Source organism: Bacillus sp. FSL L8-0099 (genome assembly GCF_038006385.1).
Classification (GTDB): domain Bacteria; phylum Bacillota; class Bacilli; order Bacillales; family Bacillaceae_G; genus Bacillus_A; species Bacillus_A toyonensis.
On sequence record NZ_JBBOVC010000001.1, the window covers coordinates 3519976 to 3545254 of the forward strand.

The following is a 25279-nucleotide window of genomic DNA, read 5'->3' on the forward strand; positions in this document are numbered from 1 at the left end:
TTTTGAAATGCTTTCACTTTATTTTTTTCCGCCATCCTCAGTTACATACGCCCACTTAAAGCTATATTCTGGACTGATGTTATGTTTCACAATTCCTTTTACATTTGGCTTCATTACGTACGATCTTCCTGTTTGATATAAAGGAACTAATCCTGCATCTTCTTCAAGGAATAATTTTTCAGCTTTTCCTAACGTTTCCCAGCGTTTTTTCGCATCACCCATTAATTCATTACCTGCTTTTCCTACCATTTCATCGTATTTTGGATTTGAATAACTCATTTGGTTGTACGGGCTCTTCGATTCAAACATATCAATAAATGTCATTGGATCCGCATAATCTGGACTCCAGCCTGCATAAGAGATTTCATAATCTTGTGCAGTCTCTAATTTTAATTTTTGTTTGAACGGCTGAATTTTCGTATTAATCGTTACACCTTTTAAATTTTTCTCAATTTGATCTTTAACATAATCAGCAATCTTTTTCGCAGTTCCATCATCATAGCTTAGTAATTCAATTGTAACTTGGTCTTTTCCAAGTTCTTTTTTCGCTTCTTCCCAAGCAGCTGCGCCTTTTTTCGGATCATATTTCAGACCATTTTTAAATGTATCTTGATAATCTTTTCCATCTGGTCCTGTCGCAAGTCCTTTCGGAACTAATTGGTCTGTTGCTTTTGATCCATTATTTAAAATGACATTCGCCAATCCTTTTTTATCAACTGATAATGCAATTGCTTCACGAAGCTTTTTGCTCTTTAATGGTGTATCTTGTCCGTTACGTTTTTGATTTAAACGTAAGAAGAATGTACTTGATTCTGCATACTCACCATACTCATCTTTATTCGATTTATATTTATCTACAAATTCTCCTGATAGTAATGTAAAGTCAATTGATCCTGTATCATATAAATTTACTTTTGTAGCTACTTCTTTTACAACACTATAATTAATTTCTTCTAATTTCACAGTCTTTTTATCCCAGTACTTATCATTTTTCTTCAGCTGCCAACCTTGTTCATGTTTCCATGAAGACATAACAAATGGCCCGTTATATACAGTTGTATCTGCTTCTAAGCCGTACTTATCGCCTTTTTCTTTTACGAATTTTTCATTTAATGGATAGTATGATGGGAATGCTAATAAATTTAAGAAATACGGTACCGGTTTTTCTAATTCTACTTCTAGCGTGTAATCATCTACCGCCTTCGCTCCTAATTCAGTTATAGGTTTTTCTCCTTTATTAATCGCTTCTGCATTTTTAATATAGTAAGCAATAAATGCATATTCTGCAGCTGTGTTTTTATCAAGTAAGCGCTGCCATGCGAAAACGAAATCTTTCGCTGTTACAGGATCACCATTCGACCATTTTGCATCTTTTCGCAGTTTAAACGTATACTTTTTACCATCTTCACTTTTCGTACTAGATTCTGCCGCAGCAGGAATTGGCTTATTATCTTTATCAAGACGATATAGGCCTTCCATCGTGTTCCCTAAAATTTGTGCCCCTAACGTATCAGTAGATTTAGAAGTATCCATCGTCGGAATTTCTTGATTTTCCGTACGATTTAACACTTGCTTCGCTGCATATTTAATATCAGATGTTTTTTCTTCCCCACTATTAGATGTAGTAGTCGTTTTCTTTTCCCCACCTGAACTAGAGCACGCTGTCAATGCAACACTCATCGCTAAAACTGGCACTACAACTGCTGTTAATTTTTTCATTTTTTTTCTCTTCATCTTTTTAACCCTCCCTAATTATATGTACATTACCACCCTCGAGAGATTCCTTGTTAAATATTTTTCAGAAAATTACAACTAATGTTATTCTACTCTTTTTTTCACATTTGTAAATAGTTTTATTTTAAATATTCTGATTTTAACCTTCGTAATTTAGTATGATTTATCCCCCATCTACCATATGTGCATACTTTACTCCTTATTCTTCTCTATTTTGCTATACTACAAATTTACATTTTAATTTCCAAAATACAAAAAAGCATTTCAAGATAGCTAAGCTACTTTGAAATGCTTTTTCAACTCTTTTATTTTTCAGTTACATATGCCCATTTAAAGCTGAATTCTGGACTAATATTATGTTTTACTACACCTTTTACATTTGGTTGTAAAACATAAGAATCTCCACGTTGATATAAAGGTACAATCGCTACATCTTCTTCAAGTAACGTTTTTTCAGCTTTTCCTAACTCTTCCCAACGTTTCTTCGCATCGCTCATTAATTCCGTTCCAGCTTTTTTCACCATGCCGTCATATTTAGGGTCAGAGAAGCTCATTTGGTTATGAGAATGTCCAGTCTCAAACATATCTAAGAACGTCATTGGATCTGCATAATCTGGATTCCATCCGCCATACGAAATATCATATTGTTGCTCAGTTTCTAATTTTAGTTTTTGCTTAAATGGTTGAAGTTTAATATTAACTGTTACACCTTTTAAGTTTTTCTCAATCTGGTCCTTAATATATTCTCCAACTTTTTTCGCATTACCAGTATCATAGTTTAAGAATTCAATTGTAACTTGGTCTTTACCTAGCTCTTTTTTCGCTTCTTCCCAAGCTGCAGCAGCTTTTTTAGCATTTGGTTTTAAACCATTTTTAAACGTTTCTTGGAAATCTTTACCGTCCGGTCCAGTTGCTAAACCTTTTGGCACTAAGAAGTCCGCTTCTTTTGATCCATCATTTAAAATTACGTTTGCTAAATTCTTTTTATCAACTGATAGCGCAATTGCTTCACGTAATTTTTTACTCTTTAATGGTGTATCTTGTCCATCACGTTTTTGGTTCATACGAATGAAATACGTACTCACTTGTGAATATGTTCCGAATTCACCTTTCTTACTTCTGTATTTATCAACGAACTCTCCATTTAATAATGCAAAGTCAACTTGACCGCTGTCATATAAATTGACTAAAGTCGCAGCCTCTTTAACAACACTGAAGTTAACTTCTTCAAGTTTTACAGTCTTTTTATCCCAATATTGATCATTTTTCTTTAATTGCCATCCTTGTTCATGCTTCCAATCTTTAAGAACAAATGGTCCATTATAAACTGTTGTATCAGACTCTAAACCGAATTTCTCGCCTTTTTCTTTTACGAACTTTTCGTTTAATGGATAGTATGATGGGAATGCTACTAAGTTTAAGAAGTACGGCACCGCTTGCTCTAATTCAACTTCAAGCGTAAGATCATCTACCGCTTTCACTCCTAATTCAGTTACAGGTTTTTCTCCTTTATTAACCACTTCTGCATTTTTAATCGGGAATGCGATAAATGCATACTCAGCAGCTGTTTTTGGATCTAATAGACGTTGCCAAGCATATACGAAATCTTTCGCAGTTACTGGATCACCATTTGACCATTTTGCATCTTTACGTAGTTTAAATGTATATTTTTTACCATCTTCACTTTTCGTACTAGATTCTGCAGCAGCTGGAATAGGCTTATTATCTTTATCAAGACGATATAACCCTTCCATTGTATTCCCTAGCATTTGTGAAGATACTGTATCTGTTGATTTTGAAGAATCCATCGTTGGAATCTCTTGCGTTACTGTACGATTTAGCACTTGTTTCGCTGCTAGTTTTCCTTCTGATTTACTATCTCCACTAGAGCTAGAATCTGTGCTTGTCTTCTTATCTCCACCTGATGTAGAACATGCTGTTAACGCCATGCTCATTGCTAAAACCGGTGCTACAACTGCTGTTAGTTTTTTCATTTGTTTCTTTTTCATTTTGTACCCTCCCTAATTCTTAACGATAGCTATTAAAGAATTTTCTGATAATTCTGTTTTTCTTTATATATTTATCAGACGATTCTTACTAATTCTTATTCTACTAATTTTTTAATTTTTGTAAAGTATTATTATTGAAAATTTTTAAAAAATTATTTTTTTACAGTAATATTCATAAAAATGCCATACGTTGTTCAAACCTTATTTCTCCTTTATACACATTCGTTGATTTAATCACTTTCATCTCATTTACCGCTTGAATACTTGTTAATTATTGCTAATAAATAATGCATATATCTAAAAACATCTTTTCTACAAAAATAAAAAAGTCAGCTAAACTGACTTTTTTTACCCGGCAATTTTTTCTCTTTTCATTTCCTCTACCACTCTCTTATACTTCTCATCATCAAACTCATTTTCACTTTTTTGCAACAACTACAGTCGCAATACCGTTACCAATTAAATTAACGATAGCACGTGCTTCTGACATGAAACGATCTCCCCCAAGTAGTAGCGCTAACCCTTCTAATGAGATAACATTCATTGCAGATAGAGTAGATGCTAATAAAAAAGCAGACATTTCGTCTGCTTTAATTCTCCTCAATCTGCTTCGCACTTAATCCTAGATGTGTTCTAAGAGTATCACTCAAACTTTGTAGGTCTTTTTTATTAGGATTATAGTAATAGACACGTTGTCCATTTGGGCCATTAGGTAAATATAGATCATCACCAGCTAATTGAGTCTTTTCAACTGAACCATTTAAACCATATTTATAAAAAGATAAAATATCATCCATTGCTAAATTTGTTTTAAAATCACCATCAACCGCCTCAACCATTTTCTCTAGCTTTGTAATTGAACCTATACTTTTTAATTTACTTAACATCGCTTCAATAACAAGTTGTTGACGTTGTCCTCTCATTGCATCACTGTCAATATGACGCGTTCTTGCCAATGCAAGTGCTTCTTCTCCTGTTAATTTTTGTAGTCCTTTTTTCAAATGAATCGCATTAGGTTCATCTTTACTATTTTGTTCTGTAAATTCAACTGGGACATCTATTTCAATACCATCTAATCCATCAACAATTTTAATAAATGAGCTAAAATTAAACTTCACAAAATAATCAACGGGGACTTGTAACAATTTTTCTACTGCTTCAACAGATGCTTGTGGCCCTCCATCTTTACCATTTTTAACAAACCCTCTTCCATATGCATGCGTTATTTTATCCTTTTTCTTTTCAATCGGGACATATGTATACGTATCACGTGGTATACTTGTTAATTTCACTGTCTTATCATCTTTATTAAAAGTTGCCAGCAATAACGCATCTGTATGAAATGCACCACTATACTCCTTTTGACGTTCTTGATTTTCATCAATGCCCATAATTAAAAGTGAAACATTGTTTGCAATTGGTTTTACTGCTTTCTCACGTAAATTTGATTTTTCACCACGCGCTAAATTCAAATTAGATTTTTGTACAAGATTAGAAGTTTTCATATATACATAGGTGCCATATCCAACCCCGCCAAATAGTAATACTCCTAGTAGTAAACTTATTATCGTTGTCTTTTTATATTTCCGCTTATTTTTCTCTTCTCTTGAAGACGAATGATTCCCCATTTATTCTCCTCCTGTTTCTATTCATCCAATATATTTTTCATTTTTTCATATTTCGTGCTATCCTTTTGAAACATACTTTCTTTCAGCCCTTTATCTATTTGTATCCATTCGGTAGTAACTGAATATTGAATCATACCTTCATGAAAACTAAGAAACTTTAACATAACCCCTGTGTTTTTCTCCACAACCATTTCAAATTTCCCTCTTACATCTTCAGAGGCGCTAATAGGCATCTCTATATTAATTACCCCTTCAATTTTGTAACAATCGAGTCCTAGATATTTCGTTTCTTTGTAATTCCAATCTTTATATCGAATTAACAAATCTGCGAATTCTGATTGAATACTATGCTTAGCCAATCCCACATATTCGTCATCATACCGTTTCCTCTCACCTGATTTTCTCAACAATCTTTCCGTAGGATTTAGTTTTAAGAGTTCATTATTTCTTTCCTCTGGGCTCCATTTTGTCTCTTTATATGTATAGTTCTCATCATCAAACTCTTTTTTTCTACCCTCGTTATATATAATCGTTCTTTTTTTCAATCGTTTATCTTCTTGAGATGTAATGCCTCTTTGTTTCTCCGTATCAATCGCATACTTGTATGTTGTAGCCATTCTTGTAGAGCTAGAATATTCCTCAAATTGTCCTGAAATATTTTTAAAATGATCAATTGAATCCAACATCTTTATATGAATTTTTTCCTTATCTGGATAATTTACATTCAATTTTATTTCTTCTTCATTTTCATAATCAGAAAACGCCTTTTTCTCCATATATTCAAATACTCCACCATTTTGTGCAAAGCTTTGTATAGAAAATTCAGACATAAAAACAATAGAAAGCGCTAGAACCGCGGCACTAATTACCATCATATGAACTCTGTAACTCTTCTTTTTTACTGGAAGATTATGCAGTGTATCATTAATCTTTCCATTTAACTTTGGCGGTAAAATAACATTTTCATCTTTTATTCTCTTTTTTAATTTCTCATCAAATGATTTTTCACTATCCATTCTATACACCCCCTATTCCATCTTTAATCGCTCTTCTAATAGTTCCCTTGCACGTGACAACCTTGACTTAACCGTCCCTTTTGGAATTTCTAAAAGGGACGCAATACTCTCTTGATTCATATCTTCATAATAATAAAGTACAGTTACAGCTCTTAATTCTTCCGTTAAAGACTGAATAGCATTACAAAGATCAATATCTTTATATCGGTCGAACGCTACCATACTACTATCATGATCCTCGATTATAATTAGTTTTTTATATGACTTAATTATATTGTTACACTCGTTTATTAAAATTCGAATTAACCAAGTTTGAAAAAACGCTTCTTTTTTTAGTTTTTTTATATTTTCATAAGCTTTTAAAATTGTTGTCTGTATCGCATCCTCTATGTTTGTCTCATCATGTAACATCGCCTTTGCAATGCGATACATCTTCACTTTCTCCGTATGTATAAGTGCCATAAAGGCTTCATGATCACCTTTTTTCGCTAAGGAAACATCCGTTTCTTCTTTTACAATCATTTTATATAAAGGGATTACTTTCACAATTGCTCCTCCTGTTTCATCCTCACTTCAAATTTAACTTTACACGTATTAGACTGCGTAGCCTATAAAAAGGTTCATTTTTTTGAATATATTTGTAAATAAAAAGACAAATATCCTTTTTATGGTGGCACAATAAACATATCGGTTCAAATTTACAAACAAAAAAGTCCACTTTCACAGTGGACTTTCTACTTTATAACGGTAAATCTCTCTTTCTAAACATAACTATTGCTAACAAAAAGATGCAAACTGCCCCAACGGTTAAACCTAAACTTACCGGCCATATATTATATGTTCCTTCAGCAATTTCTTTCGGACGAAACAGCGTAAATAAAGATAGGCTTTTCATCCACTCTAACTTATCACTTAATTTCCCTACCATATCTAGTACGAAAAATAATATAGTTAAACTTGCTGAATAACTAAGTGCCTTTCTTTCATCATTACATACACAAGAAAAGAAGAATGAATAGGCACTAACTACTAAAAATATGAGCCCTCCGACTACATTAATCTTCAAAAATAATTCTTTATTTAAATTATTATCTTTTAAAAACCATTCTGCTCCTGCTATACCCGCTACATACGTGACAATTACAATGATAAGTAGCCCCAATATGAGAACAGTAGCTTGCGTAATGGCAATTTTCACTCTGGATACAGGCGTTGCTAGCAAGTATGCCATCGCTCCTTTATCTACATGACGCGCAATTAAATGTGTCGCAACTGTTACGCAAAAAATTGTTAAAATGATAATAAACAATAGACTGTAATACTCACCAGCTAAAAAATCCATTACGTTTTGAATCGGACTTTCCATACCAACAATTTTTTTCACACTATCAGGCATAGCACTTATTAATTCATTTAACCCTTTCGCTGATACCATTGATGGGAATATCCAAATTAATAACCATAAATAGAGAGCCGCACCAATCGCATAACTAAAAATACTTTTTTGTGTTTCTTTCAAACTAGCTAAAAACAATTGCTTATTCATGCGTTACCCCTTCTTTCTTATCGTAATAATGCATAAATAAATGTTCTAAATCCATCGCTCTCGTTTGAAGTGCCGTTACATTATAGTTTGAAAGTGTTTGTAAAACAGTTTGATAGTTTCCTTGTACAATAATAGATGCCTCTCTGCCTTTTACCGCTTCAAATTGCAAATTACACTTTGTAAGAGATTCAATTTCTTCTTGCGATGATACAGTTACATCTATTACCTGTCGTCTCATACTTTGTAAATCATGAATATTTTCAACTGTTACGAGTCGACCATCTTTAATAATAGCTACTCTGTCACAAGTTCTCTCAATTTCAGTAAAAATATGTGAAGACATAAGAATCGTTTTTCCTCTTTGTTTTTCCTCTACTATTAGTTCTATAAATACTTGCTGCATCAGTGGATCAAGTCCAGATGTTGGTTCATCTAAAATTAACACCTCTGGATCGTGCATAAATGCAGCGACTATCCCTACTTTTTGCTTCATTCCTTTAGACATTTTGCGAATCGGTGTTTTCACATCAAATTGCAGACGATCTATCAGTTCATCTCGTCTTTTCGTATCCTTTAATCCACGCATTCCTTGCATTAATTTTAAAAACTCTAATCCGTTCATTCCTTCAATAAAAGAAATTTCACCCGGTAAATAACCAACTTCCCTTTGAATTTTCGCTGCTTCATTCCAACAATCTAATCCAAAAATTGTCGCTTTACCAGCTGTCGGTTTTATAAATCCCATTAAATTACGAATCGTCGTTGATTTCCCGGCACCATTCGGTCCTAAATAACCAAATACTTCTCCCTCTTTTACATCAAATGTAATATGAAACAAACCTTTTCCATTCGAAAACTGTTTTGTAACATCTTGAACTGAAATCATAAGTCCACCTCATTTTTTGAAATATTTAATATATGATATTTCAAAATTATTGTACTCCTCATCTTTCATATTCGCAACAACTTTTTGAAATATTTATTAGTCCATATTTCAAAAATATTGTTTTCCATTATTTTTTCTTGTATATTTTAAGTGAGGTGATTACATTGAACGGCTTTGAAAAAGTGAAAGAAAAGAAAAAACGCGCCATTAAAGAGGCGGCCTTCGTATTATTTTCAGAACGTGGATTTAATGAAGTAAAAATAGAACATATTGCAAAAGAAGCAAACGTTTCTCAAGTTACAATTTATAATCATTTCGGAAGTAAAGATGCGTTATTTAGGGAGCTTATACAAGAATTTATCATATCTGAATTTCAATATTATAAAGGGCTTGCAGAAGAAAAATTACCTTTTCATGATATGATGCAAAAAATGATTGTAAGAAAAATGAATACTGGCGGGTTATTTCAACCTGATATGTTACTACAAATGATGCAAAGGGACGAAGAACTCCGTAAGTTTATTTATAGTTATCAAAATGAAAAAATCCTTCCCTGGTATTTAGAAATATTAGAACGAGCTCAGCGTAAAAACGAAATTAATCCACACCTTACGAAAGAAATGATGTTACTTTACATTCAAATGTTTACTAAGTTAGGTGATGATTTCGGGGCACAGCTTCTTGAAGGAGATCGAGAAAAACATATACAAGATATCGTTACGATGTTCTTTTACGGCCTTTCTGTTCCAACAAAATAAAAAAGACACGAAATTCGTGTCTTTTTTATTTTACCGAAATGACTCTACCCGTTTCACTACTTTCAACCGCTAATTGAATTAGTTTAATAACATTTAAACCATCTTGCGCTGTTACAGGTAGTTTCTCACCATTTAATATACTATCTCTTACACCTTTATAGTACATGTCATAGCAACCGACTTCTGTTGAAATACGATTTAAAGTTTCTTCTGTTTCTAAAGTAGCAAAATTCTCTTCAGCATCTACCCCATAACCTATATCGCCTGGCTTCATTCCATTTTTTAATTGTTCTTCCTGCGAATCCATACCGTATTTCACGATAGAACCTTTGTCCCCATGTAATGTAAAATGCGGTCCTGCTTGTTTCACGTAACTGCTACTACGTAAAATGACACGCTTAACTCCATAATGAAGTACTACGTGGAAATAGTCATCAATCTCCGCACCTGGCCTTTGTTTTATTACATCTGCACTTATCGCATCTGGTTTTCCGAATAATGATAGCGCTTGGTCAATTAAATGCGATCCTAAATCATATAATATACCTGAACCTGGTAAATTCTTTTCTCTCCATCGATCGCGTACATGTGGACGGAAACGATCAAAATGCGCTTCATATGCGTATACATTTCCTATTCTATTTTCTTCTAACAATTTCTTAATTGTTAGGAAATCATTATCAAAACGACGATTATGATATACACTTAACATCACATTATGCTGCTTTGCTAATGAGATAAGTTCTTCCCCTTCTTCAATTGAAACAACAAATGGTTTTTCCACTACAACATGCTTACCATGTAAAATCGCTTCTTTTACATATGGAAAATGAGTTGTATTCGGTGAAGTAATGACAACTAGTTCAATATCAGATCGCTTTACTAATTCATCAATTGTGTCAACAACAGCAGCATTTGGTAAAGTTTGTTTCACTACTTCTTCTTTTGAAGATAAAATAGCTCGAATATCATATTCTTCTATCGTTTGTAATAGCGGGATGTGAAATGTTGTACTAGAAAATCCAAATCCTACAATCCCTACACCTATTTTTTTCATGTTGCCCCTCCAATTATCCCGCACTAACGGACAGTAAGATCCCTCCTCAAAATTCAGCGAAAACTAAAAAGTTAGGTGAGGGCCTTACTGTCCGTAAAAGCCCGATTAGTTCAACTAATAATCAGTAGGGAATAAAGCCCCTCACTGATTAAAGTTTCACTTTATGAGAACGATTTCATTTCACTATTATAACAAGATTATTTTCATATACATAATAATTCGCTTAGAAAAAAGCATCTCGCTATTATTCATAGCAAGATGCTTCCTTTATTCCGGTCTTTTCTTCGTCCACGTTTCTACTACTTCACCAGTATCATTAACATCTAGTACTAAACTACCATTACTATACCGGTCTTTGTTTCGATACGCTTTCGGATCAACCTCTTCTACAATATTTTTCTCTGTCTTCATGTAAACTAGTTCATCGTCTCGTACAATTTCAATACCTACAATACGGTATGGATTACGTTTTAACTCTTTGAAAATAACAAGACCTCGCTTCGCTCTCGTTGACTTTTCAATTTCTGATGCTTTTAAACGCTTTATAGCACCGCGTTGCGTTACGAGAATAAGTTGATCTTTGTCACCATTTAACGGTTTACCAGAAGCGACATAGTCATCTTCTTTTAAATTAATCGCTTTTACACCAGCAGCTCTTACACCAACTGGACTTACTTCATCTTCATGGAAAATCAGTGCATATGCACCATGTGTCGCAAGAACGATATCACTCGTTCCATCTGTCGCAAATATATCAACAACTTCATCATCTTTTTTCAAGTTTACAGCAACGAATGCCCTTGAATAGCGCTGAACTTTATATTGATTTAATTCCGTCTTCTTAATCATACCATTCCGCGTTACAAATACGATAAATCGTTTTTCTTCCTCAAAGTTCGGTATGACAGTTGCCCAAATAATTGTTTCATCTCGGTCAAGTGAAACAATATTTGCAACGTGCTGACCTAAATCTTTCCAACGAATTTCCGGCATTTCATATACAGGAAGATAAATATAATTTCCTTTGTTCGTAAATAAAAGAACGGTTTCTGTCGTGTTGGTATCGAAACGCTCAAGTAAGATGTCACCCTCTTTCATACCGAAGTCTTTCCCGTTCGATGCATTATGCGAACGCCAACCAGTTCGTTTCACATATCCTTCTTTCGTTACAGTAACGATGACATCTTCTTGCGGAATCATAACTTCCACATCGATTTTAATTTCTTCAATTTCCTCTTCAATTATCGCACGACGATCATCACTATATGTTTTCTTTACTCTCTTCAAATCTGTTTTAATAACTTGAAGAAGTCTTTTTTCACTTTGTAAAATCGCCTGTAACTCTATAATTTTCTTATTAAGTTCAGCTGCTTCTTGCTCTAGCGCTGTAATATCCGTATTCGTTAAACGATATAGTTGCAGTGAAACAATTGCTTCTGACTGAGCTTCTGTAAATCCAAATCGTGCGCTTAAATTATCTTTCGCATTACGTTTATCTTTAGACCCTCGAATCGTTTCAATCACTTCATCTAAAATTGATAATGCTTTCTTTAAACCTTCTACAATATGTTGGCGATTTTCTGCTTTTCTTAATTCATATTGTGAGCGTCTCGTAACAACTTCTTTTTGATGGCCAATATACGCATCCAAAATTTTAGGTAATGTCATAAGTGTTGGACGACGATTATTTATCGCTACCATATTAAAGTTATATGGAATTTGTAAATCTGTATTTTTATATAAATAGTTTAAAATACCTTCAGCATTTGCTTCTTTTTTTAATTCTACAACGATGCGGAGACCTGTACGATCTGTTTCATCACGCACTTCAGCAATGCCATCTAATTTTTTATCTAGACGTAATTCATCCATTTTTTTAACAAGGTTCGCTTTATTTACTTCATACGGAATTTCTGTAATAACGATTTGTTGCTTTCCACCACGAATCGTTTCAACCTCTGCTTTTCCGCGAATAATAATTTTACCTTTACCTGTTTCATATGCTTTTTTAATGCCATCTATCCCTTGAATAATACCACCTGTAGGGAAATCTGGTCCTTTAATAACCGCTAACAAGTCATCCACAGAACTATTCGGTTGATCGATACGCATCATTGTAGCATCAATTACTTCTCCAAGATGATGCGGTGGAATTTCTGTTGCATAACCAGCAGAAATCCCTGTAGAACCGTTCACTAATAAGTTCGGGAACATTGCAGGTAATACAACTGGTTCTTCACTCGTATCATCAAAGTTTGAAACGAATTCTACTGTTTCTTTATCGAGATCACGTAATAACTCTGATGCGATTGGTGATAAACGGGCTTCTGTATAACGCATTGCCGCTGCTGGATCACCATCAACACTACCATTATTACCATGCATTTCAACTAAAACATTACGTACTTTCCAAGTTTGGCTTAAACGTACCATCGCCTCATATACAGAGGAATCACCATGTGGATGGTAATTACCAATAACGTTACCAACTGTTTTAGCTGATTTACGAAACGCTTTATCATGTACGTTTCCTTCTACATACATAGAATATAATATACGTCTTTGTACTGGCTTTAAACCGTCACGCGCATCTGGAAGCGCGCGGTCTTGGATTATATATTTACTATAACGTGCAAAGCGGTCACCTAACACGTCTTCAAGCGGGAGGTCATGAAACTTCTCTGCCTGCATGTTATTCCACCTCCGTCTCCATAATCATTTCGTTTTCTAAAATATTTCCTTCTTCTTGCATACCAAATTGTACATTACGCTCAATCCATTTACGGCGCGGTTCTACTTTATCACCCATTAATGTCGTAACGCGGCGCTCTGCTCTTGCTGCATCATCAATTTTCACTCGGATTAATGTACGCGTTTCAGGGTTCATCGTCGTTTCCCATAACTGATCTGCATTCATTTCACCAAGTCCTTTATAGCGCTGCAACATATAACCTTTACCGACCTTTTTCGTTACACCATCTAATTCTTCATCAGACCATGCATATTCAATTACTTCACTTTTCCCTTTCCCTTTACTTACTTTATATAAAGGTGGAAGTGCAATAAATACTTTACCAGCTTCGATAAGTGGTTTCATATATCTGTAGAAGAAAGTTAATAACAATACTTGAATATGAGCTCCATCCGTATCTGCATCGGTCATAATAACAACTTTATCGTAGTTAATATCTTCAACAGCGAATTCATTTCCTACTCCGCCGCCAATTGCATAAATAATTGTATTAATCTCTTCATTCTTAAAAATATCAGCAAGCTTTGCTTTCTCCGTGTTAATTACTTTACCACGCAACGGTAGTACCGCTTGAAAACGACGATCTCGCCCTTGCTTTGCTGAACCGCCGGCCGAGTCACCCTCTACTAAATACAATTCGTTTTTTTGAGGGTTACGTGATTGTGCAGGTGTTAACTTCCCGCTTAAAGTACCTTCTGATTTTTTCTTTTTCTTACCACTACGTGCTTCTTCTCTCGCTTTACGAGCAGCCTCACGTGCTTGCGCTGCTTTAACTGCCTTTCTTACAAGAAGTGTAGCTACATCCGGGTTTTCTTCTAAAAAGTAAGCTAAATGCTCTGATACAATTGCATCAATAGAAGAACGAGCTTCACTTGTACCAAGTTTCCCTTTCGTTTGTCCTTCAAACTGCAGTACTTCTTCTGGTACACGTACAGAAACGATAGCCGCTACACCTTCACGAATATCTGTACCTTCTAAGTTTTTATCTTTTTCTTTTAATAATGAAACTTTACGAGCATACTCATTAAACACACGTGTCATCGCTGTTTTAAATCCAGCTTCGTGTGTTCCACCATCTTTTGTACGTACGTTGTTTACAAACGAAAGAATATTTTCTGAGTAACCATCATTAAACTGGAATGCTAGTTCTGCTTCAATCCCATTTTGTTCACCAGTGAAATATACAACTGGATGAATTGAATCTTTTTCTTCGTTTAAGTATGAAACGAAAGCTTCAATTCCTGTTTCATAATGAAATATATCTTCTAAATCATTACGTTCGTCTTTTATCGAGATTTTCATTCCTTTTAATAAGAATGCAGATTCACGTAATCTCTCACATAATGTTTCATAATTGTAATTTGTCGTACTGAAAATCGTTGTATCTGGTTTGAAGTGCATTGTCGTACCAGACTCTTTTGTTTTCCCGATTTTCTCTAACGTCGTTGCAGGAACGCCACCATTTTCAAAGCGTTGTTCATAAATGTTACCATCACGTTTAATTGTTACTACTAACCATTCTGACAAGGCGTTTACAACTGATGCCCCAACACCATGTAAACCACCACTCGTTTTATAGCCACCTTGACCAAACTTACCACCTGCATGAAGTACAGTTAAAATAACTTCAGGTGTAGGTTTCCCAAGTTTATGCATTCCCGTAGGCATTCCTCGCCCTTTATCAATAACGCTAATACTATTATCTTTATGTATTACGACAGAAATTTCGTCGCCAAATCCCGCTAACGCTTCGTCAACGGAGTTATCTACTATTTCATATACTAAATGATGCAATCCACGGCTATCCGTACTCCCGATATACATACCCGGGCGTTTTCGAACGGCTTCAAGTCCTTCTAACACTTGAATTGCATCTTCATTGTATTGGAACTGATGCTTCGCCAAACTCCTTGCCCCTTTCCTAATCAAATCAGAACATATGTTTCTATTATAGAATAACGCCTCGACTATAGTTTTGGCAAGTTATCTTATCTCTTTTATATACCATTTTCAATAGAAAAATCCTTGTTTTTTCACAAGGATTCCTCTAGGCTACTATTTCAGAAAAATAATCGTTTGTCAACGAGAAATGGATATGTATTCCAAGATTACACATTCCAAACCTTTATCATGATCCAAATGATCAATATCCAAAACGGGATAACAAGTAACAATCCCCAAAAACAGCCTTTAAAAAATCTCATGATGAACACCTCGTTCATCGGCCCTACTTATCTATAACGAGGGCTGAATCAATCTTTCTATCTTTAAAATCTATACTATTTTGTCATCGCATGTTCTACTTTAATACAACGGTCCATTATTACAGTATAGTCTTTTTCTTTTAAAAGTTTATACGTATCTTCATCTTGTACTCCTAGTTGTGCCCAAAAAACATCTGCATCAATCTCTACAAACTCTTTCGCAACACCCATTAAAAATTCTGAACGGCGGAATACGTTTACGATATCAACATGTTCTTTAATATCCGCCAGTGAAGGAACTGCCTTTTCTCCAAGTACTTCATCAACTGTTGGATTTACCGGTATAATGCGGTACCCTGCATCTTGCATCGCTTTTGAAACCATATACGATGTACGTTCTGGTTTATCTGATAATCCAACAACCGCAATCGTTTTACTTTTCTTCAATACTTCACCAATTTCCGTACGAGTTGGGTTTTCAATTGTCATAATTAGTCCCTCCTATTCCTTTAGTATATCCGATAAAGAAAGTCTCTTTCAACATGAAAGAGACTTTCTTTTATTCCGATTATTGATTCTTAGTAGCTGAATTATCTGCTAACGTAGCTGATTTCGTCATTTTTTGACCATTGCGATAGAATGTAACTTCTACTTTCTCGCCAACTTTTTTCTTTTCATATAAATATTTACGGAATTGAAGAGCATTCTCTACCTTTTGATTATCTAATGCTACTACAAGATCATATTGCTCTAAACCTGCTTTTTCTGCCGGTGATATTGGATAGATTTTACCTAATACAACGCCATTTGTTACTTCTTTTGGCACTTTCAGCTGATTTACTGCATAAGTTTGCACATCTTCTAATGAAACGACACCTACTCCAAGCGCTGGACGTTTCACTACTCCATCTTTTTCAAGCGATTCGATGACTGGTTTTGCAATATTAATCGGAATTGCAAATCCGATTCCTTCAACTTCTTGCTGCGCAATTTTACTCGAATTAATACCGATTACTTCACCGTTTTGGTTAAATAATGCACCACCACTATTACCAGGGTTAATCGCTGCATCTGTTTGAATAACTTGTGCTTGCCAATCTGGGCGTTTGTCCCCATCAATATCAACTGGAATTTCGCGTTCTTTACTACTGATTATACCTTCCGTTACACTGCCATCAAATCCAAGTGGGTTTCCAATTGCAATCGCTTTTTCACCAGCACGAAGTTTACTGGAATCACCTAGACTTGCAACTTTATTTACATTAGATCCGTCAATTTCAACAACAGCTAAGTCTAACCAAGGATCCTTACCAACTAGTTTTGCATCAACTTGCTTTCCATCACTTAGTTTCACAGCAAGTTTATTCGCTCCATCTACTACGTGGTTGTTCGTTACGATATATGCTTTATTTCCTGCTTTTTTATAAATAACACCTGATCCTGAACCAGCTTGTTGTTCTTGACCTGTCGGTTGCATTGCAAATGGATCGACACTTTGTTGCATATTAATAACACCTACAACAACATCTTTCGCACCTTCAACCATACCTGGCAAATCAGTTTCGTTTTTTGATTTATTGACAACAGGAACTACAGTACCTTCTACTTGTTTATTAGAATTGAATGATGAAACTGCCGCTCCATTATTTTGCACCCATGGCATATAAGGTGCTGCAAAACTAATCGAAACCGCCCCGACTACAGCTCCCACTAAACCTGTGAAGAAATAACCTTTTTTACTTCCTGATTTTTTCACTTCTCTCGTTTCACTATGCTCTTCATTCAAATTTGGTCCGTCGTAATATCCCATTTTTATTTCCCCTCTCTGGTGAATTCGTATTTTCAGTATAGTCACGTTTTGTGTCCTTCTTGTGAACTCATCGTGAAATCCAATTAAAAAAATACTCCTATCTACCATTGTAGACAAGAAAATTATTTTTTGAACATTCTACCTTCAAAAAGAGGATATAAAATTGCTAAATTCCCAGGCTAAAGTGCACAAGTCATTCCAGATTATTCTTCGAATTTATAACCAACTCGAATAACAGTACCGATATGCTTCGCTTTATCTCCTAGCTTATTTCGCAATTTTTTAATATGCGTATCAACCGTTCGGTCATCACCGTAGTAATCATATCCCCATAACTGATCTAATAAATGTTGACGTGACAACACAATTCCTTTGTTCTCCATTAAATAAACAAGAAGTTCAAATTCTTTATGCGTCAATATAATTTCTTCTCCATCTACTAAAACAGTTCTAGATAGACGATTCACTTCTATTCCAGCTAAAGACATAGCATTTTCTTCCGCTACTCCTACCGCACCATCCGCACGTTTCAATAACGTCTTCGCGCGAGCTACTAACACTTTCGGGCTAAATGGTTTCGTTACATACTCGTCTGCACCTAATTCGAAACCTAGCAATGTATCATCCTCATCCGAACGTGCTGTTAGCATAATAATTGGTACTGCTGATTCTTTTCTAATTCGTCTACAAACAGACCATCCATCTATTTCTGGTAACATAATATCTAACATAATTAAATCAATTTCATGCTCTGCAAATAACTCTAGCGCTTTTTTTCCATCTTCTGCTTCAATCACTTCAAAGCCTTCATTACGAAAATAATCACTAACAATTTCACGTAATCTTCTTTCGTCTTCAACAAGTAATACTGTTTTATTCATATAATCTATCCCGCCTTTTTACTCTTTCAATCGAATAATACGTTGATTGGAGCTTCCGCGAAATGGAAGTGTTAAATCTCTTTTCTCGATTTCAAATCTTCCATCGACTAAAACATCCCCATAGTGTAACAACTCTATCATATCATTATTTTGAGAACTCTGTATCTCTTCTAACGTATAACCTGTATACATCCATAGATTTTTTTTCAAATCTTTCACGGCTTTTGCTACTTTTTTCACTTCAACAGCTTGAAAAAACGGATCTCCACCTGAAAATGTTACATCAGTTAATGGATTACTTGCAATCTCTTTCACAACTTCTTCTACCGTCATTTCAGTTCCATTGCAAATATTCCAAGATTTCGGGTTATGACACCCGAAACAACGATGCGGACAGCCCGCAAAAAACACGACTGTCCGCAACCCTTCTCCATCTACTACACTATCATGAATGATATTCATCACTTTCATTTATGCTTCACCCGATCCATCTCTTCGCTACGTTTCGCACTATTCCACTTCGACATATCTCCCACAAGATAGCCAGTTATACGGCGAATTCTTTCTATATTGGTCTCGTCTTCATTTCCGCAGCTTGGACATTCATTTCCAATAACTCCGTGATAGCTGCAGCATGTACAACGATCAACAGGATGATTAATTGAACCGTACCCAACGCCATGCTCTGCCATCGCTTGTACAATTTGTTTTAACGCCTTTTGATTATGCATCGCTGCTCCGTCTAATTCAATATACGTAATATGCCCCCCATTACATAGAGCATGAAAAGGTCCTTCTAAACGGATTTTATTTATCGCTTGAATGTTATAATAAACTGGAATATGGAATGAATTCGTATAGTAATTATGGTTCGTTATACCGCTAATCTCACCAAATTCCTCTCTATCTTTTTTCACAAACTTCCCTGATAAACCTTCTGCAGGAGTTGCAATTATTGAGAAATTCAGTTGATGTTCTTCCGTCGCCTTATCCATTCTCTCCCTCATAAAGGAAATAATTTCATATCCAAGTTTCCATGACTCTTCATCTTCCCCTTGATGCTTTCCTGTTAAAGCCACTAAACATTCCGCAAGACCGATAAAACCAATACTTAACGTCCCTTGCTTTAAAATAGGTGCTACAGAATCTTCAGGCTGTAATGTTTCTCCGCCACGCCATACACCTTGTGAATATAAAAATCGAAAATCTCTCGCTCGCTTCGTACATTGATACGCGAATCTCTCTAATAATTGCTTAATTCCTAAATCCAAGTAATAATTTAGCGCTTCAAAAAACGCTTCTTTCGATCCACTAATTAGCCCTAATTTCACTAAATTAATAGAAGTAAACGACAAATTACCTCTTCCTATTGCTGTTTCTTCTCCATGTATATTAGACATAACACGAGTGCGACATCCCATGTAACATACTTCACTTTCAGGTCGTCCATCATAGTGCACTGCATTAAACGACGCATCTAAAAATGAAAAATTAGGGAATAATCGCTCTGCTGTCGTCTCTAGTGCTAATTCAAACAAATCATAGTTCGGATCACATTCTTCAAAGTTTACACCTTTTTTCATTTTAAAAATTTGAATAGGAAAAATCGGTGTTTCTCCTTTTCCAAGTCCAGCTTGCGTTGCTTTTAACAGCTGTTTAATTAAAAGCCTTCCCTCTCTCGATGTGTCTGTTCCGTAATTAATAGAAATAAACGGTACTTGTCCCCCGCCCCTACTATGCATACTATTTGAATTATGAACGAAAGCTTCACACGCCTGATACGTATCGCTTTCTGTTTCTTTCCATGCGAATTCCTCAATTTGTTCTTTCGTAAGCGGATATGATTGTAGTCGCTTTTTATGTCTCAGTACGGTTTTTCTCACATAGGGAGCTAAATCAATATCAAAGAGTGCAAACGATTGACCACCGTGCTGCATATTTTGATTCGCTTGAAAAATAATAGACGAAAGTGCCAACGCACTTTTAATGTCTTGCGGTTGTCTCATATGTCCATGTCCAGTATGAAAACCATTAGCAAGCATTTGTGCTAACGGAATTTGCGAACAAGTCGTCGTTCCTGTCGCATAAAAATCTAAATCATGTGGATATAATATATTTTCATTTATCGCTTTTTTCACTTGGTCTGACAATAAATTTTCAACTGCATAATATTTTGCACTCTCAGATGCGAACGTTCCCATTACTCCCATCGGAGAGCGCCCATCTACATTTGCATTCTCTTGCATTAAATCTTGTTCATTGCCGTGGACAATTGTCCCAAACACTTTCATTAATTCTTCTCCACGTGTATTTCGTTGTAACATTTATAACCCTCCATCAATATGTTGTTATCTTTTGATTAAAATGTTACAACATATAGTCTTGTTGTTTCTGTGAGAAATGTAACATTCCTGTGAATTTTTTTTCACGAAATAATGAATTTTTCATTTACAAAAAAGAAATGTGCTCTTTACAAATGTATGGTACAATAAACGGGAAAAACTCTTTTTACCCTTTATCAACACATTTGAATAAAGGAGACTGAACTTATGGTTACTACATATCTTTTATTTATCGTTGCCTACTTACTTGGCTCGATTCCATTTGCATTAGTCGTTGGAAAAATCGGCTATGGAATCGACATTCGTGAGCACGGAAGCGGTAATTTAGGCGGAACAAATACATTCCGCACATTAGGGAAAAAAGCAGGTTTTACCGTTACAATTGCTGACATTTTAAAAGGGACATTAGCAACAGGTCTACCGATAATTTTCGGATTAGATATTCACCCACTATGGTTCGGATTAGCAGCTGTTCTTGGACATGTATATCCGATTTTTGCAAAATTCCGTGGTGGTAAAGCAGTTGCAACTTCTGCCGGGGTGCTATTATGCTACTCACCAGTTGTTTTTGCAATATTAGCTGTTGTATTTTTCACCCTTTTATTTACAACAAGATACGTATCACTTTCTTCTATGGTAACAGCTGTCGTTGCTGTTATTACATCCATTGTTAGCGGGGATAAAATCTTCATTATTGCGATGTGTTTATTAGCAGGTATGGTTATTTATAAACACCGTGCAAATATCGGACGAATTATAAATAAAACTGAACCGAAAGCAAACTTCTCAAAAAAGCAAAAATAAGGTTGTAACCCACATAACGCAAAAAGAAAACGTGAAGCATATTAATAGCGTCTTTTTGCGTTATTTTTTATACTAAAGAAAAAGCAACATAATTTGGAGGAACTATACATGAATCTTTCCGTAACAAAAGAAGCAGCACAATGGTATAAAAACGAATTAAACTTACAATCAGGTGAAACACTACGCCTTTTCGTACAATACGGCGGTTGCAGTACTGTGCAAAAAGGACTTTCTTTAGGTATTCGTAAAGATGACCCTGCACATCCTGCTGTTCAAACTCAAGAAGAAGGTATTAACTTCTTTATTGAAGGCGATGATGAGTGGTTCTTCGATGGACATAATTTATCTGTTACACTTAACGACGGTGATGATTTCCCTCAATTTAATTATGAGAAATAAAAAAAGCGTGGCTTCTGCCACGCTTTTTTTATTTCTTTTTAATTTCCTCATATTTCGCATACCACTCAGGATATAATTTTTTAAATGATACAGGGCGGAACCCTTCTTTTTTCGCACAAATATTTGTTGTACTTGCAGTAATGCAAAGCTCACCATCACCGTTATATATTTCATAACCATATACAACACGAAGCGGGCTCACAGTATCAATCCACGTTTTCACAATTGCTTTTTCTCCGTAACGCATCGCTTTACGATATGAAATTTGCAAGTCTAATACAGGAGAAATAATTCCCTCTTTCTCCATTTCAACATATGAAAATCCTAATTCTTGTATAAGTTTCGTGCGCCCAAGTTCCAGCCACACTAAATAGTTTGAATGGTAAACAACACCCATCTGGTCTGTTTCCGCATAGCGGATTTCAACTTCATATTCTGCTACAAACATTTCTCTTCGCCTTCTTTCACTTCTGCTACCTTGCATACATTTAATCATAATACAGTGGAATCAAAAATAAAATAAAAACAGTGAATCTTTTACCGAAAGGGGCAAACGCATGATCCAAATTGTAACTGTTCGTAGCGGTGATAGTGTTTATGGTTTAGCATCAAAGTACGGATCTACACCTGAAGAAATTGTAAAAGACAATGGACTAAATCCTGCTGAAACACTCGTTGTTGGTCAGGCACTTATCGTTAATACAAAAGGAAATAATTATTATGTACAGCCTGGTGACAGCTTATATCGAATTTCTCAAACGTATAACGTTCCTCTCGCTAGCTTAGCTAAAGTTAATAATCTTTCATTAAAATCTATTCTCCATGTCGGACAACAATTATATATACCAAAAGGTACAAAACGAGCAGTAGAATCCATCGCTTATTTACAGCCTTCAACAATACCGATAAAAGAAAGTTTAGTAAATGCTACACGTGCTATTAATCCATTTTTAACATATTTAGCCTACTTCAGCTTTGAAGCAAAAAGAGACGGCACTTTAAAAGAACCAACGGAAACAGCGAAAATCGCTAATATTGCAACGCAAGGTAAAACCATCCCTATGCTCGTTATTACAAATATTGAAAATGGAAATTTCAGTGCCGATCTGACATCGGTTATTTTACGCGATGCAACAATCCAAAACAAGTTTATTACTAACATTTTGCAAACAGCTGAAAAATATGGCATGCGAGACATTCATTTCGATTTCGAGAGTGTGGCACCCGAAGACCGCGAGGCATACAATCGCTTTTTACGAAATGTGAAAACACGCTTACCTAGCGGGTACACATTAAGTACAACGCTTGTACCGAAAACAAGTTCCAATCAAAAAGGGAAATTTTTTGAGGCTCACGATTATAAAGCACAAGGACAAATTGTTGATTTCGTCGTCATTATGACATACGACTGGGGTTGGCAAGGCGGGCCACCGATGGCGATTTCTCCTATTGGTCCTGTGAAAGAAGTACTTCAATATGCGAAATCTCAAATGCCACCACAAAAAATTATGATGGGGCAAAATTTATACGGTTTCGATTGGAAACTTCCGTTCAAACAAGGAAATCCACCCGCAAAAGCAATCAGCTCTGTTGCAGCTGTTGCACTAGCTCGTAAATATAATGTTCCTATCCGCTATGATTTCACGGCTCAAGCTCCTCATTTCAATTACTTTGACGAAAACGGCGTACAACACGAAGTTTGGTTTGAAGATTCACGGTCCGTACAAAGTAAATTTAATTTAATGAAAGAACAGGGCATCGGTGGTATTAGTTATTGGAAGATTGGTTTACCATTCCCGCAAAATTGGCGTTTACTCGTTGAAAACTTTACGATTACAAAAAAGGGCTGACTTTTGTCAGCCCTTTTTTCATATTACTGTTACAAAACGTCTTTCATTCCCTCATAAAAAAGAAGAATGATAACATTCTCCTTTTAACCGTTATCAACAATCGGTTGTTTACCAGTTTGGTCTTGCATTTGTTTTCCTTTATTGCCACCAGCTTTTTTCGATTGCGTTCCAATATGATTCGGTGCAAAATCTTTTGAATTCTTTTTCGGATTACCCATTACTATCGCCTCCTTAACACTAGTATCGTACTAGTGTTAAGAATTATTCAGCTTGCTTAAAAAGTTTCATTTCATAACGTTTCTCAATACGCTCTTCAATGCGATCAATTGCATCACGATCGCTTAATAATTGTTGTTTATTTTCATTTACAAGTTCTTCAAACGATTTGCGGCGACTTCTTCTCATGCTGTTCACCCTCTCTCTTTCTCATTCTTACTACATAGTATGAGCAAACAAAAAACTCTTTAATCAGATTTGCAAGAAAATTTTATGTTTTAGTACTCCTAAAAAAAAACGCTATGTACAATAATTTGTACATAGCGTTTTTTATACCATAACATTTAAATGCTCTTTGAGCTTCTCATCTGCATTCGTTTCATTTTCTCTATACGTATCAAGTGCTTGTAATACAAAATCATACTGTTCTAAAATATAACTTTCTAATTTCAAGACATCCGCTAAGCTATTAAGCATAACTCTTGTATTACCAACTTCACTTTTTAGAGCTGGTTCACATATTAAGCTCGTACATATTTCTTTCACATCATCTTCTACTATTTCTGTTAATACGTATTTCTTTCGTCCTTTTACTTTTAATCTCATAACTGGATAAAAAGCTTTTATATCTAAATAACTTCCTACGTTCATACAACGCAGCCATTCTACATTGCGTTTATTGCGGACAAGTATTTCTTTCACCGCTTCGTATACCGCAGTTTCATCAAGCACAGCCTTATTTACTTTTCGTTTCCCTTTTTCTTCAATAGATGTACATTTTTGATAAACAGCTGCACACGTAATACAGTCGTCAAATGCATTATGAGAACTTAGACGAATTCCAAGCATTCGCTTTAACGTCTCAAGTTTATGATTAGGTGCGTGCTTCATATATTTTTTTGCTAAAAACACAGTGTCAATCACCTTATTTTTAGGTTCAGGAAACCCAAGCATATTTACATTACTTTTCAAAAAGCGCATGTCAAAAGAAGCATTATGAGCCACAATAACATTTGTATGTAAAAATGCTAAAAATAAAGGTAAAACTTCTTCAATCGTGGGTGCATCTGAAACACGATAATTTGTAATACCTGTTAAACTCGTAATTCGGCTCGGAATCGGACGCTCTGGATTCACGTATGAAACAAATTGATCTACCAGTTCATGATTACGATATTTCACAGCTGCAACTTGAATAATTTTATCATTATAAGGGTTAAATCCTGTTGTTTCAAAATCAATTACAACATAATCTAACGGTAAGGATACATTCCCCACTCCATACACTCCTTTATCTCTAAACGTTTATATTTCTTACATCATATCATGAAGTTATTACTACTTGAAAAAGAAAAGGCAGAAATGGGAACTCTCCACCTCTACCTTT

Annotated in this window: 23 protein-coding genes and 1 pseudogene; 4 read left to right on the plus strand and 20 right to left on the minus strand. The window is 35.2% G+C overall.

Features of this window, described 5'->3' with window-relative positions:
- Nucleotides 1–18 precede the first annotated feature (18 nt).
- The 8 genes and pseudogenes from MHH42_RS17700 to MHH42_RS17735 form a co-directional block, all read right to left on the minus strand.
- A complete protein-coding gene (locus tag MHH42_RS17700; RefSeq protein WP_070173603.1) occupies nucleotides 19–1734 on the minus strand; it encodes a peptide ABC transporter substrate-binding protein in 1716 nt (571 codons plus the stop codon).
- Between the two features lie 305 nt (nucleotides 1735–2039).
- Nucleotides 2040–3743 carry a peptide ABC transporter substrate-binding protein gene (locus tag MHH42_RS17705; RefSeq protein WP_070173604.1) on the minus strand — a complete coding sequence of 568 codons (1704 nt, stop codon included), beginning with the start codon at nucleotides 3741–3743 and terminating at the stop codon, nucleotides 2040–2042.
- 348 nt (nucleotides 3744–4091) lie between these two features.
- Nucleotides 4092–4311, minus strand: a pseudogene (locus tag MHH42_RS17710) (C4-dicarboxylate ABC transporter); the annotation flags it as partial.
- Nucleotides 4312–4333: 22 nt separating this feature from the next.
- The gene (locus tag MHH42_RS17715) at nucleotides 4334–5371 is read right to left on the minus strand and encodes an LCP family protein (RefSeq protein ID WP_070173605.1); all 1038 of its coding nucleotides are present in this window, start codon (nucleotides 5369–5371) and stop codon (nucleotides 4334–4336) included.
- Nucleotides 5372–5388: 17 nt separating this feature from the next.
- Nucleotides 5389–6387: an anti-sigma factor gene (locus MHH42_RS17720; protein WP_070189661.1), complete on the minus strand. Its 999-nt coding sequence runs from the start codon at nucleotides 6385–6387 to the stop codon at nucleotides 5389–5391.
- A 12-nt stretch (nucleotides 6388–6399) separates the two neighbouring features.
- Entirely contained in the window at nucleotides 6400–6933 is a 534-nt protein-coding gene (locus tag MHH42_RS17725) for an RNA polymerase sigma factor (RefSeq protein WP_000864737.1), read from the minus strand.
- Nucleotides 6934–7126: 193 nt separating this feature from the next.
- Entirely contained in the window at nucleotides 7127–7933 is an 807-nt protein-coding gene (locus tag MHH42_RS17730; protein ID WP_070173607.1) for an ABC transporter permease subunit, read from the minus strand.
- Nucleotides 7926–8819, minus strand: coding sequence for an ABC transporter ATP-binding protein (locus MHH42_RS17735; protein WP_070173608.1), 894 nt, complete (start codon nucleotides 8817–8819; stop codon nucleotides 7926–7928). Before MHH42_RS17735 ends, MHH42_RS17730 begins: the two co-directional genes overlap by 8 nt.
- A gap of 164 nt (nucleotides 8820–8983) precedes the next feature.
- On the opposite strand from MHH42_RS17735, the gene MHH42_RS17740 reads away from it, so the two are divergent.
- Nucleotides 8984–9577: a TetR/AcrR family transcriptional regulator gene (locus tag MHH42_RS17740; protein WP_001013009.1), complete on the plus strand. Its 594-nt coding sequence runs from the start codon at nucleotides 8984–8986 to the stop codon at nucleotides 9575–9577.
- A gap of 25 nt (nucleotides 9578–9602) precedes the next feature.
- Here MHH42_RS17740 and MHH42_RS17745 read toward each other — a convergent pair whose 3' ends face one another.
- The 8 genes from MHH42_RS17745 to MHH42_RS17780 form a co-directional block, all read right to left on the minus strand.
- Entirely contained in the window at nucleotides 9603–10634 is a 1032-nt protein-coding gene (locus tag MHH42_RS17745) for an oxidoreductase (RefSeq protein ID WP_000719739.1), read from the minus strand.
- A gap of 267 nt (nucleotides 10635–10901) precedes the next feature.
- Nucleotides 10902–13325: a DNA topoisomerase IV subunit A gene (gene parC, locus MHH42_RS17750; RefSeq protein ID WP_001147488.1), complete on the minus strand. Its 2424-nt coding sequence runs from the start codon at nucleotides 13323–13325 to the stop codon at nucleotides 10902–10904.
- 1 nt (nucleotide 13326) lies between these two features.
- Nucleotides 13327–15291 (minus strand): DNA topoisomerase IV subunit B, encoded by a 1965-nt coding sequence (gene parE / locus MHH42_RS17755; RefSeq protein WP_001062195.1) that lies wholly within the window; start codon nucleotides 15289–15291, stop codon nucleotides 13327–13329.
- A gap of 374 nt (nucleotides 15292–15665) precedes the next feature.
- Nucleotides 15666–16079 carry a CoA-binding protein gene (locus tag MHH42_RS17760; protein WP_000151385.1) on the minus strand — a complete coding sequence of 138 codons (414 nt, stop codon included), beginning with the start codon at nucleotides 16077–16079 and terminating at the stop codon, nucleotides 15666–15668.
- A gap of 79 nt (nucleotides 16080–16158) precedes the next feature.
- Nucleotides 16159–17400, minus strand: coding sequence for a S1C family serine protease (locus tag MHH42_RS17765; RefSeq protein ID WP_000542629.1), 1242 nt, complete (start codon nucleotides 17398–17400; stop codon nucleotides 16159–16161).
- 203 nt (nucleotides 17401–17603) lie between these two features.
- Complete coding sequence (locus MHH42_RS17770; protein WP_001044679.1) at nucleotides 17604–18281, minus strand: response regulator transcription factor; 678 nt, start codon at nucleotides 18279–18281, stop codon at nucleotides 17604–17606.
- An 18-nt stretch (nucleotides 18282–18299) separates the two neighbouring features.
- Nucleotides 18300–18752 carry an anaerobic ribonucleoside-triphosphate reductase activating protein gene (nrdG, locus tag MHH42_RS17775; RefSeq protein WP_000867069.1) on the minus strand — a complete coding sequence of 151 codons (453 nt, stop codon included), beginning with the start codon at nucleotides 18750–18752 and terminating at the stop codon, nucleotides 18300–18302.
- Nucleotides 18749–20605: an anaerobic ribonucleoside triphosphate reductase gene (locus MHH42_RS17780; protein ID WP_070173610.1), complete on the minus strand. Its 1857-nt coding sequence runs from the start codon at nucleotides 20603–20605 to the stop codon at nucleotides 18749–18751. The genes nrdG and MHH42_RS17780 overlap by 4 nt, the downstream gene beginning before the upstream one ends.
- A gap of 225 nt (nucleotides 20606–20830) precedes the next feature.
- On the opposite strand from MHH42_RS17780, the gene plsY reads away from it, so the two are divergent.
- Both plsY and MHH42_RS17790 read left to right on the plus strand, forming a co-directional pair.
- Nucleotides 20831–21427 carry a glycerol-3-phosphate 1-O-acyltransferase PlsY gene (gene plsY / locus MHH42_RS17785; RefSeq protein ID WP_070173611.1) on the plus strand — a complete coding sequence of 199 codons (597 nt, stop codon included), beginning with the start codon at nucleotides 20831–20833 and terminating at the stop codon, nucleotides 21425–21427.
- A gap of 108 nt (nucleotides 21428–21535) precedes the next feature.
- Nucleotides 21536–21826, plus strand: coding sequence for a HesB/YadR/YfhF family protein (locus MHH42_RS17790; protein WP_001054451.1), 291 nt, complete (start codon nucleotides 21536–21538; stop codon nucleotides 21824–21826).
- A gap of 28 nt (nucleotides 21827–21854) precedes the next feature.
- Here MHH42_RS17790 and MHH42_RS17795 read toward each other — a convergent pair whose 3' ends face one another.
- Nucleotides 21855–22274: an acyl-CoA thioesterase gene (locus MHH42_RS17795; protein ID WP_000495823.1), complete on the minus strand. Its 420-nt coding sequence runs from the start codon at nucleotides 22272–22274 to the stop codon at nucleotides 21855–21857.
- Between the two features lie 109 nt (nucleotides 22275–22383).
- Here MHH42_RS17795 and MHH42_RS17800 point away from each other — a divergent pair, with 109 nt between their 5' ends.
- Entirely contained in the window at nucleotides 22384–23676 is a 1293-nt protein-coding gene (locus MHH42_RS17800) for a glycosyl hydrolase family 18 protein (RefSeq protein WP_000614830.1), read from the plus strand.
- An 83-nt stretch (nucleotides 23677–23759) separates the two neighbouring features.
- On the opposite strand, the gene sspN is transcribed toward MHH42_RS17800, so the two are convergent.
- The 3 genes from sspN to MHH42_RS17815 all read right to left on the minus strand — a co-directional run bounded on the left by sspN (nucleotide 23760) and on the right by MHH42_RS17815 (nucleotide 25170).
- Nucleotides 23760–23894: an acid-soluble spore protein SspN gene (gene sspN, locus MHH42_RS17805; protein WP_000527987.1), complete on the minus strand. Its 135-nt coding sequence runs from the start codon at nucleotides 23892–23894 to the stop codon at nucleotides 23760–23762.
- A 43-nt stretch (nucleotides 23895–23937) separates the two neighbouring features.
- On the minus strand, nucleotides 23938–24081 hold the full coding sequence (locus MHH42_RS17810; RefSeq protein WP_001254699.1) for an FbpB family small basic protein: 144 nt from the start codon (nucleotides 24079–24081) through the stop codon (nucleotides 23938–23940).
- 141 nt (nucleotides 24082–24222) lie between these two features.
- Nucleotides 24223–25170 (minus strand): 3'-5' exonuclease, encoded by a 948-nt coding sequence (locus MHH42_RS17815; RefSeq protein ID WP_340893698.1) that lies wholly within the window; start codon nucleotides 25168–25170, stop codon nucleotides 24223–24225.
- Nucleotides 25171–25279 lie beyond the last annotated feature (109 nt).